At 71.6% G+C, this 14,302-nt stretch carries 12 protein-coding genes and 1 tRNA gene; 8 read left to right on the top strand and 5 right to left on the bottom strand.

The window, feature by feature from the left end:
• Window positions 1–57: 57 nt before the first annotated feature.
• The 4 genes from ACZ7BZ_RS13390 to ACZ7BZ_RS13375 all read right to left on the bottom strand — a co-directional run bounded on the left by ACZ7BZ_RS13390 (window position 58) and on the right by ACZ7BZ_RS13375 (window position 4,589).
• On the bottom strand, window positions 58–1,137 hold the full coding sequence (locus ACZ7BZ_RS13390; protein ID WP_470358467.1) for an aminopeptidase P family protein: 1,080 nt from the start codon (window positions 1,135–1,137) through the stop codon (window positions 58–60).
• 129 nt (window positions 1,138–1,266) lie between these two features.
• Window positions 1,267–2,613 carry a dipeptidase gene (locus tag ACZ7BZ_RS13385; protein ID WP_380460385.1) on the bottom strand — a complete coding sequence of 449 codons (1,347 nt, stop codon included), beginning with the start codon at window positions 2,611–2,613 and terminating at the stop codon, window positions 1,267–1,269.
• Between the two features lie 9 nt (window positions 2,614–2,622).
• Window positions 2,623–3,060: a hypothetical protein gene (locus ACZ7BZ_RS13380; RefSeq protein ID WP_470358422.1), complete on the bottom strand. Its 438-nt coding sequence runs from the start codon at window positions 3,058–3,060 to the stop codon at window positions 2,623–2,625.
• Window positions 3,060–4,589: an APC family permease gene (locus tag ACZ7BZ_RS13375; RefSeq protein ID WP_470358421.1), complete on the bottom strand. Its 1,530-nt coding sequence runs from the start codon at window positions 4,587–4,589 to the stop codon at window positions 3,060–3,062. Before ACZ7BZ_RS13375 ends, ACZ7BZ_RS13380 begins: the two co-directional genes overlap by 1 nt.
• Before the next feature lie 392 nt (window positions 4,590–4,981).
• On the opposite strand from ACZ7BZ_RS13375, the gene ACZ7BZ_RS13370 reads away from it, so the two are divergent.
• Window positions 4,982–5,470 (top strand): hypothetical protein, encoded by a 489-nt coding sequence (locus tag ACZ7BZ_RS13370; RefSeq protein ID WP_380461573.1) that lies wholly within the window; start codon window positions 4,982–4,984, stop codon window positions 5,468–5,470.
• Between the two features lie 108 nt (window positions 5,471–5,578).
• A complete protein-coding gene (locus ACZ7BZ_RS13365; protein ID WP_470358420.1) occupies window positions 5,579–6,151 on the top strand; it encodes a hypothetical protein in 573 nt (190 codons plus the stop codon).
• 110 nt (window positions 6,152–6,261) lie between these two features.
• On the opposite strand, the gene ACZ7BZ_RS13360 is transcribed toward ACZ7BZ_RS13365, so the two are convergent.
• On the bottom strand, window positions 6,262–6,750 hold the full coding sequence (locus ACZ7BZ_RS13360; RefSeq protein WP_380461575.1) for a YajQ family cyclic di-GMP-binding protein: 489 nt from the start codon (window positions 6,748–6,750) through the stop codon (window positions 6,262–6,264).
• A 242-nt stretch (window positions 6,751–6,992) separates the two neighbouring features.
• Here ACZ7BZ_RS13360 and ACZ7BZ_RS13355 point away from each other — a divergent pair.
• The 6 genes from ACZ7BZ_RS13355 to kdpC all read left to right on the top strand — a co-directional run bounded on the left by ACZ7BZ_RS13355 (window position 6,993) and on the right by kdpC (window position 14,280).
• Window positions 6,993–7,073: transfer RNA gene (locus tag ACZ7BZ_RS13355), tRNA-Tyr, on the top strand.
• 356 nt (window positions 7,074–7,429) lie between these two features.
• Complete coding sequence (locus tag ACZ7BZ_RS13350; protein WP_470358419.1) at window positions 7,430–9,259, top strand: APC family permease; 1,830 nt, start codon at window positions 7,430–7,432, stop codon at window positions 9,257–9,259.
• A gap of 500 nt (window positions 9,260–9,759) precedes the next feature.
• Window positions 9,760–9,849, top strand: a complete 90-nt coding sequence (gene kdpF / locus ACZ7BZ_RS13345) for a K(+)-transporting ATPase subunit F (protein WP_045693083.1) — start codon at window positions 9,760–9,762, stop codon at window positions 9,847–9,849.
• 1 nt (window position 9,850) lies between these two features.
• Window positions 9,851–11,512 carry a potassium-transporting ATPase subunit KdpA gene (gene kdpA, locus ACZ7BZ_RS13340; RefSeq protein WP_470358418.1) on the top strand — a complete coding sequence of 554 codons (1,662 nt, stop codon included), beginning with the start codon at window positions 9,851–9,853 and terminating at the stop codon, window positions 11,510–11,512.
• Complete coding sequence (gene kdpB, locus ACZ7BZ_RS13335; RefSeq protein WP_470358417.1) at window positions 11,512–13,629, top strand: potassium-transporting ATPase subunit KdpB; 2,118 nt, start codon at window positions 11,512–11,514, stop codon at window positions 13,627–13,629. Before kdpA ends, kdpB begins: the two co-directional genes overlap by 1 nt.
• A gap of 21 nt (window positions 13,630–13,650) precedes the next feature.
• Window positions 13,651–14,280 (top strand): K(+)-transporting ATPase subunit C, encoded by a 630-nt coding sequence (gene kdpC, locus ACZ7BZ_RS13330; RefSeq protein WP_470358416.1) that lies wholly within the window; start codon window positions 13,651–13,653, stop codon window positions 14,278–14,280.
• Window positions 14,281–14,302 lie beyond the last annotated feature (22 nt).

Genomic DNA, 14,302 nt, shown 5'->3' with positions numbered 1-14,302 from the left:
GGACGAAGGTCCCGAAACTCGGACGAACGGTTCGTCGAGTCGGCCTCGTCGGCCGGTTCAGGACACGGTGCCGAGCTCATGCGGAGTGTTGTTGAAGCGCCGTCCGCCGTTCGCCGTCACCGTGACGATGTCCTCGATCCGCACCCCGAACCGGCCGGGCAGGTAGACACCGGGCTCGATCGAGAAGCACATCCCGGGCACCAGCGGCCGCTCCTCGCCCTCGACCAGGTACGGCGGCTCGTGGGTGGTGATCCCGATGCCGTGGCCGGTGCGGTGGATGAAGTACTCGCCGTAGCCGCCCTCCGTGATCACCCGTCGGGCGATCCGGTCGATCTCCTGGCAGCTCACCCCGGGCCGGACCGCCTCGAAGGCGGTCTGCTGGGCGAGCCGGACCAGGTCGTGCACCCTCCGCACCTCGTCCGGGACGTCCGGGCCGACGTGCACGGTGCGGGTGGTGTCGGAGCCGTAGCCGTCCTTGAGGCCGCCGAAGTCCAGCACCACGGTGTCGCCGCTGCGGATGATCCGGTCCCCGGCCTCGTGGTGCGGGTCGGCGCCGTTGGGGCCGGAGCCGACGACGGTGAAGTCGACCTGGCTGTGCCCGTACTGGATGAGCAGTGCGCCGAGGTCGGCCGCCACGTCGGTCTCCCGGCGGCCGGCGAAGGGGACCTCCAGGATGCCCCGGTAGGCGGCGTCCGCGGCGCCGCCGGCCGCGGCCAGCCGCTCCAGCTCCTCCGGGTCCTTGACCGCCCGCAGCATCGGCAGGGTCTCGGTGAGCGAGGTGAACGCGGTGCCGGGCAGTGCGGACTGGAAGCCGAGCAGGTGCATCGCCCAGGCGTTGTCGGAGACGCCGTACCGGCCGGCCGGCTCGAACAGCGGACCGGCGGTGGCGTACGGGTCCTCGCCGTCGGACCAGTCGAGCAGGTCGACGGCCGGGGCGCCGAGCGCCTTCTCGGCGTCCGGGCGCTCCAGCTTGGGGACGACCAGCGCGGGCCGGCGCCCGGCGGTGAGGACGAGGGCGGTGAGCCGCTCGGTGATCGCGGTGGGCTGGTAGCCGCACAGGTAGGTCAGGTCGGGGCCCGGGGCGACCACCAGGCCGACCAGCCCGGCCGCGGTCGCCTCGGCGGTGGCCCGGGCCATCCGGGCGGTGTGGTCCTCGGTGGTGAACGGACGGGGCACGGTCGCTCCTCCTGGGGCCGGCTTCACCGGACTGGGCCGGACGGACTGCGGTTCTTCGATGGTCGCCGACTTCCCGCAGCCACGCCACGGTCAACGGCTGTTGGCGAAGTGCCGGAGGAACAGTGCCTCCACGTGGGCCATCCGCCGGATCTCCTCCGGGTCGACGCTCTCGTTCGGCGCGTGGATCAGGCAGCGCGGCTCCTCGACGCCCATCAGCACGATCTCCGCCTCGGGGAAGGTGGTGGCCAGGACGTTGCAGAGCGGGATCGAGCCGCCCTGGCCGAGGAAGGACATCGGCTTGCCGTAGACCTCCTGCATCGCCTTGTCGAGCGCGGCGTACGCGGGCCCGCCGGTGTCGGCCCGGAACGGCGCGCCGGCGCTCTCCCGTTCCACCTCGACCCGTACGCCCCAGGGCGCGGCGGCCTCCAGGTGGGCGACCAGGGCGTCCTGGGCGGCGCGGGCGTCGGTGCCGGGCGGCACCCGCAGGCTCACCCGGGCCCGGGCGGTGGCCGGGACGGCGGCGGCGGAGCCGACCACGGGCGGGCAGTCGATGCCGAGGACGGTGACCGCGGGGCGGGCCCAGAGCCGGTCGGCGACGGTGCCGGAACCGGTCAGCCGGACGCCGTCCGGCACGCCGGCGTCGGTGCGGAACCGGCTCTCGTCGTACCCGGCGCCGCTCCAACTGCCCTGGCAGTCGAGGCCGTCGATCAGGGTGCCGCCGTCGGCCCCGCGCAGCGAGTCCAGCATCCGGATCAGCGCGGCGAGGGCGTCCGGGGCGGGGCCGCCGAACATGCCGGAGTGCACGTCGCCGGTGAGGGCCCGGACGCCGACCACCACGGTGACCACTCCGCGCAGCGAGGTGGTGGCGGTGGGGACGCCGACGGCGGCGTTGCCGGTGTCGCAGATCAGCAGGGCGTCCGCGTGCAACTCACCGGCGTGCGGGGGCACGTACCGCTCCAGGCCGCCGGTGCCCTGCTCCTCGGAGCCCTCGACCACCAGTTTGAGGCCGACCGGGACGGCCTCGCCGAGCGCCCGCAGCGCCGTGAGGTGCATGACGATGTTGCCCTTGCAGTCGGCGGCGCCGCGCCCGTACCAGCGGCCGTCGCGCTCGGTGAGCCGGAACGGCGGGGACGTCCAAGCGGCGTCGTCGAGCGGAGGCTGGACGTCGTAGTGGCTGTACAGCAGCACGGTCGGGGCACCGGGCGGCGGCGGGCGGTGGCCGACCACGGCGTGGCTGCCGTCCGGGGTCTCCTCCAGGTGGACGTCGCGCAGACCGGCCTCGGTGAAGGCGGCGGCGACCCACTCGGCGGCCTCCCGGCACTTCGCCGGCGGGTACTGCCGGGGGTCGGCGACGGACGGGATGGCCACCAGCTCGGCCAGGTCGGCCTGCGCCCGGGGCATCAACTCATCGATCCGGCGGGCGAGTTCGTCGGTCATCTGAAGCTCCTACTTGCGGACGGTGTCGCGCAGGTCGAGGTCGTCGATCCGGTCCTGGACGGCGGCGAGGCGGTCCGGGCAGTACACCGAGAGCACGATCGCCTCGGCCCGCACCGTCTCGCGGTCGGACAGCACCGGGCGCTGGCCGGGCCCGCCGGCGCCGTTGGACATCCCGTACGACCACTGCGCCTGGTTGAGCGCGTTCGCCGGGTCCGCGCAGACCGCGCCGCCGTCCTCGCCCAGGGTGCGGACGATCTGGTCCTGGGTGGGCACCGGATAGCCGGCCGAACTCAGCCGGTCGGAGAGCTGCTCCGCCTTCCGGGCGGCCAGGTCGGTGGCGTGCAGCTGGGTGAACGACAGTAGGCCGGTGATCAGCATCGCGACCAGCAGGGCGATCGAGCCGAGGTAGATCCAGCGGTGCCGGGAGGCCATCACACTCCTGGTCATCACGTGCCTCCTTCCGTTCCGCGCAGCTCCTGGGCCTCCTGGGCGGCCAGCTCGGCCGCGGCCCCGGGCGAGCGCCAACCCGGCTTGCGCAGCCGCAGGAAGAGGTAGGGGATGACCAGGCCGAGCAGCAGCAGGCCGCCGCCGACGATCCCGATGTACGTCCAGACGCTGCCGCTGCCGAACTGCGAGGACGGCACGAAGCCGATCCCCATCGCGGCGGCCGAGGCGAGCAGGCCGATCACGCAGATCGGCACCAGGGCCGGGGCCCGGTAGCCGCGCGGGTGGTCCGGCTGGGTGCGACGCAGCCGGATCGCCGCGGTGAACATCAGCAGGTAGACGATCAGGTACACCTGGGTGGTGATCACCGAGAAGATCCAGTAGGCGCTGGAGACATTCGGGATCAGCGCGTACAGCAGGGCGATCGCGGTGGTGATCACGCCCTGGGTGACCAGCAGGTTCTGCTGGACGCCCTCCCGGTTGAGCTTCTGCAGGAACGGCGGCAGGTAGCCCTCCTGGCGGGAGATCATCAGCAGGCCCTTGGAGGGCCCGGCCAGCCAGGTCAGCATGCCGCCGAGCGAGGCGGCGATCAGCGCCACCGCGATGACCGGGGTCAGCCAGCCGATGTCGAAGTACTGGAAGAAGGCGTCGAAGGCCTGCATCACCCCGGCGGTGAGGCTCAGTTCGCTGGACGGCACCACCCAGCTGATCGCCAGCGCCGGCAGGATGAAGATCGCCAGCACCATGGCGGAGGCGGTGAACATCGACCGCGGGAACTCCCGGGCCGGGTCGCGCAGCGAGGAGACGTGCACCGCGTTCATCTCCATGCCGGAGTAGCTGAGGAAGTTGTTGACGATCAGCACCAGGCTGGCCAGGCCGGTCCACTGCGGGAACAGGTGCGCGGCGTCCATCGGCGCGGCGGAGGCGTTGCCCTCGCCGAGGAAGACGAAGCCGAGCACCACCAGCAGGGTGCCGGGGATCAGGGTGCCGATCACCAGGCCCATCGAGGAGAGTCCGGCCACCGCCTTCGTGCCGCGCGCGGAGACCCAGACGCCGGTCCAGTACAGCACCATGATCACGACCGCGGTGTACGGACCGTTGCTGGCCAGCCGCGGGTTCACCACGTACGCGATGGTCGAGGCCACGTACGCCAGCAGCGACGGGTAGTAGAAGATCGTCATCGCGAACTGGCACCAGACCGCCAGGAAGCCCATCGGCTTCGACAGCCCCTCCGAGACCCAGCGGTAGACGCCGCCCTCCCAGCCGGAGGCCAGCTCGGCGGAGACCAGCGCGGTCGGCAGCAGGAACACGACCGCCGGGACGAGGTAGAGGAAGACGCAGGCCAGCCCGTAGACCGCCATGGTCGGGGCGGAGCGCAGGCTGGCCACCGAGCTGGTGGTCATCAGGGCCAGCGTGACCCAGGACATCCGCGGGGTGGCGGCCAGCCGGCTGGCCACCGAGCCGGTGCGCTCCCGGGTGGCCGGACCGGCGGCGTCCCCGGGGCCGGGTGGGGGCGCGTCGGTGGAACTCATCGGTCCTCCTCCGGTACGGCCCCGGTCGGCTGCGCGGGGGGCGCGGGGGCGCCGGGGAAGGGGCCCCGCGGAAGGGGCCCCGGGGGTGGGCCGTACCCGGTCAGTTCACCCGGTTGCCGCGCCCCCCGCATGCGGCGGGCGGCCGTGCGGGTGACCGGTGCTCAGCCCCGTCCGGTCTGTTCGCGGACTTCGCGCTGCGGCTCGAACCGGCCCGGCCGGCCCGGCCGCGGTCCCGACTCCAGGAATTCCTGGACGAGCTGACGGCGGAAGGTCCGAGTACGGCCGATGACGCCGTGGACGTGACCCTCTTCACCCTGTTCCACGGTCTCCGTGCGGGCACGGAACGATAAATTCCGGGCCGACTGTCGGCGTGGTGGGACACGATGTCGAGCATGTCGTATGAACTCCAAGCGCTGATAGGCATGTTGGAGCTGCTGTCGGTGGCGGCGGCGGAGGTGCCGGCGGCCCGGGTGGTGCCGCTGGCGCAGGGACTGGCGCTGATCCCGGTCACCTCCGCCGTGCTGTCCGCGCTCCAGGGCGAGGCCGCCGTGCCGAAGCCCGGCGGCGGGGCGGGATTCGGCTGGCATCCGGACGGCTTCGAACTCCGGCTCGCCGCTTGGTCGAAGGCCGGTCCGATCGCCTGCGTCGAGGCCGAGTACTTCGGCGGCAGCGGCACCCAGCGTGCCGCCGTCTGGTCGGACGGCCGGGTCGTCCTGGGCCCGCTCACCAGCGGCGAGTTCGAGCCCGTCCCGGCCGAGGGCACCCCGATCTCCCAGGCCCTGCGGCGGCTCGGCGGGCACGTCGAGCCGGGCCGGGTGGACGAGTTCGCCTCCGTCGGGCTGGGAGCGCGCCGCTGCACCGCCGACTGGGCGGCGGGCTGAACCGACGCGCCGCCGTTCGGCGTACCTGCGGTGGCTGCGTCCGGACGGCGACCGCACGGTGTGAGTCAGGCGATCTCGCCTGACTCGCACTGAGAGGAAGCAGTACCCATGCGTGCCACCCGGATGGCCGTCGTGCTGACCACAGCCCTTGCGCTGACCACGGTCGCCACGGCGTCCGCCACCGCCGCCGGCCATGGAGCCGCGGCCCCCCGTACCACCGTCTCCTCCTCCATCACCACCACCGCCGCTGCCGCCGTCCCGGTCACCCCGGTCACGGTCCCGGCGCCGCCGACGACCCTCCCGGCCGTCGACGACCCGGCACTGCCCGCCGTCCCCGGCACCCCCGCCGTGCCGGCCCTCCCGGCACTCCCGGCCACGCCGGACCCGAGTGCGGCCCTCGGGGCGCTCGGCGACGTCGTCAAGCTGGTCACCGGCCTGCTCTCGACGGTGACCTCCGCCGTCCCCGACCTCGGCGCCGTCCAGCAGTTGGTCGCCTCCCTGCAGAGCATCCTGCAGAATCTGCTCGGCGGGCTCCCGTCGGTGCCGGCGCCGCCCACCGTCCCGGCCCCGCCCAAGCTGCCCGGCTCCGCGCCCGCGGGCCTCCAGGAGCAGCTGGACGCCCTGCGCGCCCAGGCGCAGGCCCTGACCGCCACCGCCCACTCCCTCCCCGCCGCCGGCTGACCCGCCGCCGGCCGGACGCACCGACGCGAACGGCCCCGCTCCCGGATCGGGAGCGGGGCCGTGCCGTCCTGTCCCCCTGTTCCCCGCGCGGGTGGGGCAGGAGGGGTCGACTAGCGGTAGTTCACGTACTGGATCGCGAAGTCCAGATCCTTGCCCTTGAGCAGCGCCTGGACGGCCTGGAGGTCGTCGCGGCTCTTCGAGCTGACGCGCAGCTCGTCGCCCTGGACCTGGGCCTTGACGCCCTTCGGGCCCTCGTCCCGGATGATCTTCGCGACCTTCTTGGCATCCTCGGTGGTGATGCCCTCCTTGATGTCCGCGAAGATCTTGTACTCCTTGCCGGACAGCTGCGGCTCACCGGCGTCCAGGGCCTTCAGCGAGAGGCCGCGCTTGATGAACTTCGTCTGCAGCACGTCCAGGATGGCGCGCACGCGCTCCTCGCCGTTGGCCTTCATCTCGATCTTCTCGCCGGAGCGGCTGATCTCGCCGCCCACGCCCTTGAAGTCGAAGCGGGTGGCGATCTCGCGGGAGGTCTGGTTGATCGCGTTGTCGACCTCCTGCCACTCGACCTTCGAGACGATGTCGAAACTGGAGTCGGCCATGGGTGTTGGTCTCCTTGATGCTCTGGCTTCACTGGCACGGCCCGCCCCACCGGGGCGCCCGCCGCCCAAGCCTATCCAGCGTCACCCCGGCCCCGCCCGTGACCGGCGCGCGGCGCCCCTTGATCGTCGAGTGATCTCCCGGGTGGTCTCTCGAGTGATCCACCGAGTGGCGAAGCACCCCCGGGGATCAGGTATGGTTTACCAAGTCGAACGGGGCGCGAGCCCCCGGAGACGAAAATCCTGGCTGGTTGCCCGAGCGGCCAAAGGGAGCAGACTGTAAATCTGTCGCGCAAGCTACGCAGGTTCGAACCCTGCACCAGCCACAGGATAGAGAAACGGCCCCCGATCTGCGGAAACGCGGATCGGGGGCTTTTTCGTGCGCCCGGGCACAGGCAAGGGCTGTTATTGCGCATTGCTTGCAATTACCTCCTGTGGGCAGCAGAGTGGGGGGTCGGGGGTGGGAGTCCTTCGACCGAGCTGATCGTCTTCCCAACCGGCGCCCGCCGGGACAACGGCTCACCCCACCCCCGTCAAGCACCCCTCCCGCCGCGCCGCCGTCGCGTCAAGGCCGCGTCAAGGGCTCTGGTGGCGGCGTCAGGAAGACGTAGGGGGCGGGCCCGGCCGGGGCGCCCGAACCGCAGGATTCGGAGCACGTACCCGACTGCGGAGGTCCCGTCCGATGTCCAGCGTCATCTCCACCCCGGCCGTCGCGGCCGACGAACCGCCGGATACCGGGGCGGCCGACGAGCGGCACCGGCTCAGCGCGCTCGGCGGGCTGGCGGCGCTGTCGCTGGACGCGATGGCATCGGTGGCGTACGGCCCGGAGTCGATCGTGCTGGTGCTGGCCGCGGCCGGCGGGTACGGGCTGGGCTTCACGGTGCCGGTCACGGTCGCGATCGCCGTCCTGCTCGCGGTGCTGGTCGCCTCCTACCGGCAGGTGATCGCGGCCTTCCCGGACGGCGGCGGCTCCTACGCGGTGGCCAAGGCCCACCTGGGGCGCCGGACGGCGCTGACCGCGGCCGCCTCGCTGGTGATCGACTACATCCTGAACGTCGCGGTCTCGGTGACCGCCGGGGTGGCCGCGCTGACCTCCGCCGTCCCCGGTCTGTACGGCGACCGGGTGTGGCTCTGCCTCGGCGTGCTCGCCCTGGTGACCGCCGTCAATCTGCGCGGCATCGCCGAGTCGGCCCGCTGGTTCATGGTGCCGACGGCCGTGTTCGTGCTGTCGATCATGGCGATCATCGTGGTCGGCCTGTTCCGCGACGCCCCGGCCAGCACCACGGCCGCCGCCGGCCACGCCTCGGTGCTCGCCGAGAACGCCACCGCGGTCGGCGCGCTGCTGCTGCTCAAGGCCTTCGCGGCCGGCTGCTCGGCGCTGACCGGCGTCGAGGCGGTGGCCAACGCCGTTCCCTCCTTCCGCACCCCGCGGGTCAAGCGGGCCCAGCACACCGAGGTCGCGCTCGGCGCCCTGCTCGGGGTGATGCTGATCGGCCTGGCCGTGCTGATCAGCCGCTTCCACCTCCAGCCGGTCGACGGCGTCACCGTGCTCGCCCAGCTCGCCGACGCCTCGCTCGGCCACGGCGTCGGCTTCTTCGTCGTCCAGTTCGCCACCGTGGTGCTGCTCGGGCTGGCCGCCAACACCTCCTTCGGCGGCCTGCCGGTGCTGATGGACCTGCTCGCCCGGGACAACCACCTCCCGCACGTCTTCGCGCTGCGCGCCGACCGCCAGGTGTACCGGTACGGCGTGCTGTTCCTGGCCGCGGTGTCGGCCGCGCTGCTGGTCGGCTCCGGCGGCGACGTCAACAGCCTGGTGCCGCTGTTCTCGATCGGCGTGTTCGTCGGCTTCACCATCTGCCAGGTCGGCATGGTCCGGCACTGGAACCTGCACCGCCCGGCCGGCTGGCGCCGGAAGGCCGCGGTGAACGGCTTCGGCGCGGTGCTGACCGGCGTCGCGACCCTCGTGGTGACCGGCACCAAGTTCACCGAGGGCGCCTGGGGCATCGTGGTGGCCCTGCCGCTGCTGGTGGTGCTGTTCGAGGCGATCCACCGCGGCTACGGGCGGATCGGCGAACGGCTGGAGCTCGGCCGGGTGCCGGGCGCGGTGACCCGCCGGAGAAGCCTGGTGGTCGTCCCGGTGACGGCGATCACCCGGCTCACCCGGGACGGCCTGTCGGCGGCGCTGTCGCTGGGCGACGAGGTGTTCGCGGTGACCGTGGTGCACGACCCGGCCGACGCCGAGGCGCTGCGCCGGGACTGGGAGCTGTGGCAGCCCGGGGTGCCCCTGCTGGAGATCCCGGAGGAGCACCGGCGGCTCGGTCGGCCGATCGCCGAGTTCGTCAACACGCTCGGGCGGGAGCACGCCCACGACCGGCTCACCGTGCTGATCCCCGAGGTCGAGCCCGCCCACTGGTACCAGCGCGCGCTGCAGAACCGGCGCGGCGCGGTGATCGACCGCGCCCTGCGCCGGCACACCGACGCGGTGGTCTGCCGGCTGCGTATGCGGATGTGACCGCAGGTGCGGATGTGACCGCAGGACCGGCGGGGCTGGCGGGACCACCGGGGCCGGAGGGAACCGGCGGGGCCGGAGGGAACCGGCGGGGCCGGCAGGACCGGCGGGACCGGCGGAGCCGACGGAGACTGACGGGTGAACCCACGGGCCCCGGGACGGCCGCGCAGCCGTCCCGGGGCCCACGTGCGTCCCGCTCCGCCCCGGGGGTCCCAGGTCTCGACCAGGTCACGGCGGTCTCGGCCCGGTGAAGCGGGCGTCAAGGTCGCGTCAACGGACCGCATTCACCCGTATGGACGGCGTCAGGGCGCTCCTAACGCGCCTTGAACGGCTGATTTCCTTCACTTGCCGGTCGTCCGCCGGTGCCGCACGGAGGCCCTTCGGCCCGTCCGCGGCATCTCCCGAACCACGCTGGTGGAGCCCATGTCCGATCTCATCTACGTCGGTGTCACGGTCGCCGTGTTCGCCGTCATCGCCCTGATCGCGCGGGGGGTGGAGAAGCTGTGAGCGCGGAGAACATCGCAGGTCTGGTCGTGGCCGTCGCTCTCGTCGGCTACCTCGTCGTGGCGCTGATCTTCCCGGAGAAGTTCTGACATGGGATCCACTCTCGCGGGCTGGTTGCAGGCCCTCGCCCTCGTCGGCGCGCTGGCCCTCTGCTACCGCCCCCTTGGCGACTACATCGCCAAGACCCTCACCACCGCCAAGCACCTCAGAGTCGAGCGCGGCATCTACAAGGTGATCGGCGTCGACGGTGACGCCGACCAGCGCTGGTCGGTGTACCTGCGCTCGGTGCTGGCCTTCTCGGCCGTCTCGGTGCTCTTCCTCTACGGCCTGATCCGCCTCCAGGGCTACCTGCTGCTGAACCTGGGCGTTCCGCAGATGGAGGGCCACCAGGCCTGGAACACCGCGATCTCGTTCGTCACCAACACCAACTGGCAGTCCTACAGCGGCGAGTCCGCGATGGGTCACCTGGTGCAGATGGCGGGCCTGGCGGTGCAGAACTTCGTCTCCGCGGCCGTCGGCATCGCCGTCGTCGCCGCGCTGATCCGGGGCTTCACCCGGAACAGGACGGACCGCATCGGCAACTTCTGGGTGGACCTGGTCCGGATCAACCTGCGGCTGCTGCTGCCGCTGGCGTTCCTGTTCGCGCTGGTCCTGGCCGCCAACGGCCTGATCCAGAACTTCCACGGCTTCACCGAGGCGCACACCCTCACCGGTGAGATCCAGAAGATCCCGGGCGGCCCGGTGGCCTCCCAGGAGGTCATCAAGGAGCTCGGCACCAACGGTGGCGGCTTCTTCAACGCCAACTCCTCGCACCCGTTCGAGAACGCGACCGGCTTCACGAACTGGCTGGAGATCTTCCTCATCCTGCTGATCCCGTTCGCCCTGCCGCGGACCTTCGGCCGGATGGTGGGCGACAACCGCCAGGGCTACGCGATCGTCGCGGTGATGGGCCTGTTCTGGGTGGCCTCGGCCGCGCTGATGACCCTCGCCGAGTCGCAGCACCACGGCACCGCCCTGCAGGCCGCCGGCGGTGCGATGGAGGGCAAGGAACAGCGCTTCGGCATCGCCGCCAGCGCCCTGTTCGCCACCTCGACCACGCTGACCTCGACCGGCGCGGTGAACTCCTTCCACGACTCGTTCACGCCGTTCGGCGGCGGTCTGACGATCTTCAACATGATGCTGGGCGAGATCGCGCCCGGCGGTGTGGGCTCCGGCCTGTACGGCATGCTGGTGCTGGCCGTGGTGGCGGTCTTCGTCGCAGGCCTGATGGTCGGGCGCACCCCCGAGTACCTGGGCAAGAAGCTCGGCGGCCGGGAGATGAAGTTCGCCTCGCTGTACATCCTCACCACCCCGACCATCGTGCTGGTGGGCACCGGTGTCGCGATGGCCCTGCCGGGCGAGCGGGCCGGGATGCTCAACTCGGGCGCCCACGGCTTCTCCGAGGTGCTGTACGCCTTCACCTCGGCCGCCAACAACAACGGTTCGGCGTTCGCCGGCATCACCGTCAACACCGACTGGTACGACACCGCGCTCGGCCTGGCGATGGTCTTCGGCCGCTTCCTGCCGATCGTCTTCGTCCTGGCGCTGGCGGGTTCGCTCGCCCAGCAGCAGCCGGTTCCGGCCACTCCGGGCACCCTGCCCACCCACAAGCCGCTGTTCGTGGGCCTGCTGTCGGGCGTGATCCTGATCGTCGTCGGCCTCACCTACTTCCCGGCCCTGGCCCTCGGGCCGCTCGCGGAAGGTCTCTCCTGATGTCCACCCCTACGCTCAACCCCGCACCGGCCGACCACCCGGCCGAGCCCGCCGCGCCGCACAGAGTGCAGAGCGGCCTCCTCGACCCGAAGCTGATCGTCGCCTCCCTACCGGACGCGGTGAAGAAGCTCGACCCCCGGGTGATGGTCAAGAACCCGGTGATGTTCGTGGTCGAGGTGGGCTCGGTGGTCACCACCGTCTCCGCGATCGCCAGCCCGTCGGTGTTCGCCTGGGCCATCACCGTGTGGCTCTGGCTCACCACGATCTTCGCCAACCTGGCGGAGGCCGTCGCGGAGGGCCGTGGCAAGGCCCAGGCCGACACCCTGCGCAAGACCAAGACCGAGTCCGTCGCCCGGCGCCTGTTGGACTGGCCCAAGAGCCAGGACGAGGAGGAGGTGCCCGGGACCGCGCTCCAGCTCGGTGACCACGTGGTGGTCGAGGCCGGGCAGGTCATCCCCGGCGACGGCGACGTGGTCGAGGGTGTCGCGAGCGTCGACGAGTCGGCGATCACCGGTGAGTCCGCGCCGGTGATCCGCGAGTCCGGCGGTGACCGCTCGGCGGTGACCGGCGGTACCAAGGTGCTGTCCGACCGGATCGTGGTGAAGATCGCCTCGGAGCCCGGCAAGTCCTTCATCGACCGGATGATCGCCCTGGTCGAGGGCGCCGCCCGGCAGAAGACGCCGAACGAGATCGCGCTCAACATCCTGCTGGCCTCGCTGACCATCGTCTTCCTGGTCGCGGTCGTCACGCTCCAGCCGATGGCCACCTTCGCGGGCGCCCCGCAGTCGATGATCGTCCTGGTCGCCCTGATCGTGGCGCTCATCCCGACCACCATCGGCGCGCTGCTCTCCGCGATCGGCATCGCGGGCATGGACCGGCTGGTGCAGCGCAACGTGCTGGCGATGTCCGGCCGCGCCGTCGAGGCCGCCGGCGACGTCAACACCCTGCTGCTCGACAAGACCGGCACCATCACCCTGGGCAACCGCCAGGCCGCCGAGTTCGTCCCGGCCCCCGGGGTCGAGCAGGATGAGCTCGCCAGCGCGGCCCAGCTGTCCTCCCTCGCGGACGAGACCCCCGAGGGCCGCTCGATCGTGGTCCTGGCCAAGACCGGGTACGGCCTGCGGGCCCGCGCCCAGGGCGAGCTCACCCACGCCACCTGGGTCCCGTTCACGGCCCAGACCCGCATGTCGGGTGTGGACCTGGACGAGGCGGACGGCGTGCACCAGGTCCGCAAGGGCGCGGCCGGTGCCGTCTCCAACTGGGTCACCGCGAACGGCGGTTCGGTCGGCGACGAGGTCTCCACGCTGGTGGACGGGATCTCGGCCGCGGGTGGCACGCCCCTCGTTGTCGCGACGAAGATCGGCTCGGCTCCGGCCAAGGTCCTGGGTGTCATCCACCTCAAGGACGTGGTCAAGGAGGGCATGCGGGAGCGCTTCGACGAGCTCCGCCGGATGGGCATCAAGACCATCATGATCACGGGCGACAACCCGCTGACCGCCAAGGCGATCGCGGAGGAGGCCGGCGTGGACGACTTCCTCGCCGAGGCCACGCCCGAGGACAAGATGGCCCTGATCAAGAAGGAGCAGGAGGGCGGCAAGCTGGTCGCGATGACCGGCGACGGCACCAACGACGCCCCCGCGCTCGCCCAAGCCGACGTCGGCGTCGCGATGAACACCGGGACCATGGCGGCCAAGGAGGCCGGCAACATGGTCGACCTGGACTCCAACCCGACCAAGCTGATCGAGATCGTGGAGATCGGCAAGCAGCTGCTGATCACCCGCGGCGCGCTGACCACCTTCTCGATCGCCAACGACGTGGCCAAGTACTTCGCGATCATCCCCGCGATGTTCGCCGGGGTCTACCCGGGCCTGAGCCACCTCAACATCATGGGCCTGCACAGCCCCCAGTCCGCGATCACCTCGGCGATCATCTTCAACGCCCTGGTCATCATCGGCCTGATCCCGCTCGCCCTGCGCGGGGTGAAGTACCGCCCGTCCGACGCCAGTTCGCTGCTGCGCCGCAACATCGGGATCTACGGGTTCGGCGGTCTGGTGGTGCCGTTCGTCGGCATCAAGCTGATCGACCTGATCGTCCAGTTCATCCCCGGCCTCAGCTGACGCGGGAAGGAGAGAAACGCCATGTCCAAGCCCCTGCCGACGACCGTCCGCACCCACTTCACCGCACTGCGCGTGCTGCTGGTGCTCACGGTGATCCTGGGAGTCCTCTACCCGCTGCTGGTCACCGGGATCAGCCAGGTCGCATTCAGCGACAAGGCCAACGGCTCGCTGGTGAAGTCCGACGGGAAGGTGATCGGTTCCAGCCTGCTCGGCCAGAACTACGACCTGCCCAAGAAGAACCCGGACGACCCGAAGGAGGACCCGGTGCCGGACCCGAAGTGGTTCCAGCCCCGGCCGTCCGCCAACAACCACGCCGGCGACAGCTCCGGTGCCAGCAACCTCGGCCCGAACAGCGACGACCTGCTGAAGGCCGTCAACGACCGCCGCGCCGCCGTCGCCGCCTTCGACGGCGTCGACCCGGCGAGCGTCCCGGTCGACGCGCTGACCGCCTCCGCCTCCGGCCTCGACCCGCACATCTCGGTGGCCTACGCCAAGGAGCAGGTCAACCGGGTCGCGAAGGAGCGCAACCTCCCGGTGGAGACGGTCGCCAAGCTGGTCGACAAGTACACCGAGGGCCGTTCGGCCGGCTTCCTCGGTCAGGAGGGCGTCAACGTCGTGCTGCTCAACACGGCCGTCGACGAAGCGAAGTGACCGAGCAGAAGTAGCTGAGTAG

The organism is Kitasatospora sp. NPDC036934 (assembly GCF_055608425.1).
This window is presented reverse-complemented; position numbering and strand designations above follow the sequence as displayed.

Excerpts from the sequence above, each read along its gene's own strand:
- ACZ7BZ_RS13390 (WP_470358467.1), bottom strand. The coding sequence starts at position 1,137 with ATGGCCCGGGCCACCGCCGAGGCGACCGCGGCCGGGCTGGTCGGCCTG.
- ACZ7BZ_RS13385 (WP_380460385.1), bottom strand. The coding sequence starts at position 2,613 with ATGACCGACGAACTCGCCCGCCGGATCGATGAGTTGATGCCCCGGGCG.
- ACZ7BZ_RS13380 (WP_470358422.1), bottom strand. The coding sequence starts at position 3,060 with ATGACCAGGAGTGTGATGGCCTCCCGGCACCGCTGGATCTACCTCGGC.
- ACZ7BZ_RS13375 (WP_470358421.1), bottom strand. The coding sequence starts at position 4,589 with ATGAGTTCCACCGACGCGCCCCCACCCGGCCCCGGGGACGCCGCCGGT.
- ACZ7BZ_RS13370 (WP_380461573.1), top strand. The coding sequence starts at position 4,982 with ATGTCGTATGAACTCCAAGCGCTGATAGGCATGTTGGAGCTGCTGTCG.
- ACZ7BZ_RS13365 (WP_470358420.1), top strand. The coding sequence starts at position 5,579 with ATGCGTGCCACCCGGATGGCCGTCGTGCTGACCACAGCCCTTGCGCTG.
- ACZ7BZ_RS13360 (WP_380461575.1), bottom strand. The coding sequence starts at position 6,750 with ATGGCCGACTCCAGTTTCGACATCGTCTCGAAGGTCGAGTGGCAGGAG.
- ACZ7BZ_RS13350 (WP_470358419.1), top strand. The coding sequence starts at position 7,430 with ATGTCCAGCGTCATCTCCACCCCGGCCGTCGCGGCCGACGAACCGCCG.
- kdpA (WP_470358418.1), top strand. The coding sequence starts at position 9,851 with ATGGGATCCACTCTCGCGGGCTGGTTGCAGGCCCTCGCCCTCGTCGGC.
- kdpB (WP_470358417.1), top strand. The coding sequence starts at position 11,512 with ATGTCCACCCCTACGCTCAACCCCGCACCGGCCGACCACCCGGCCGAG.
- kdpC (WP_470358416.1), top strand. The coding sequence starts at position 13,651 with ATGTCCAAGCCCCTGCCGACGACCGTCCGCACCCACTTCACCGCACTG.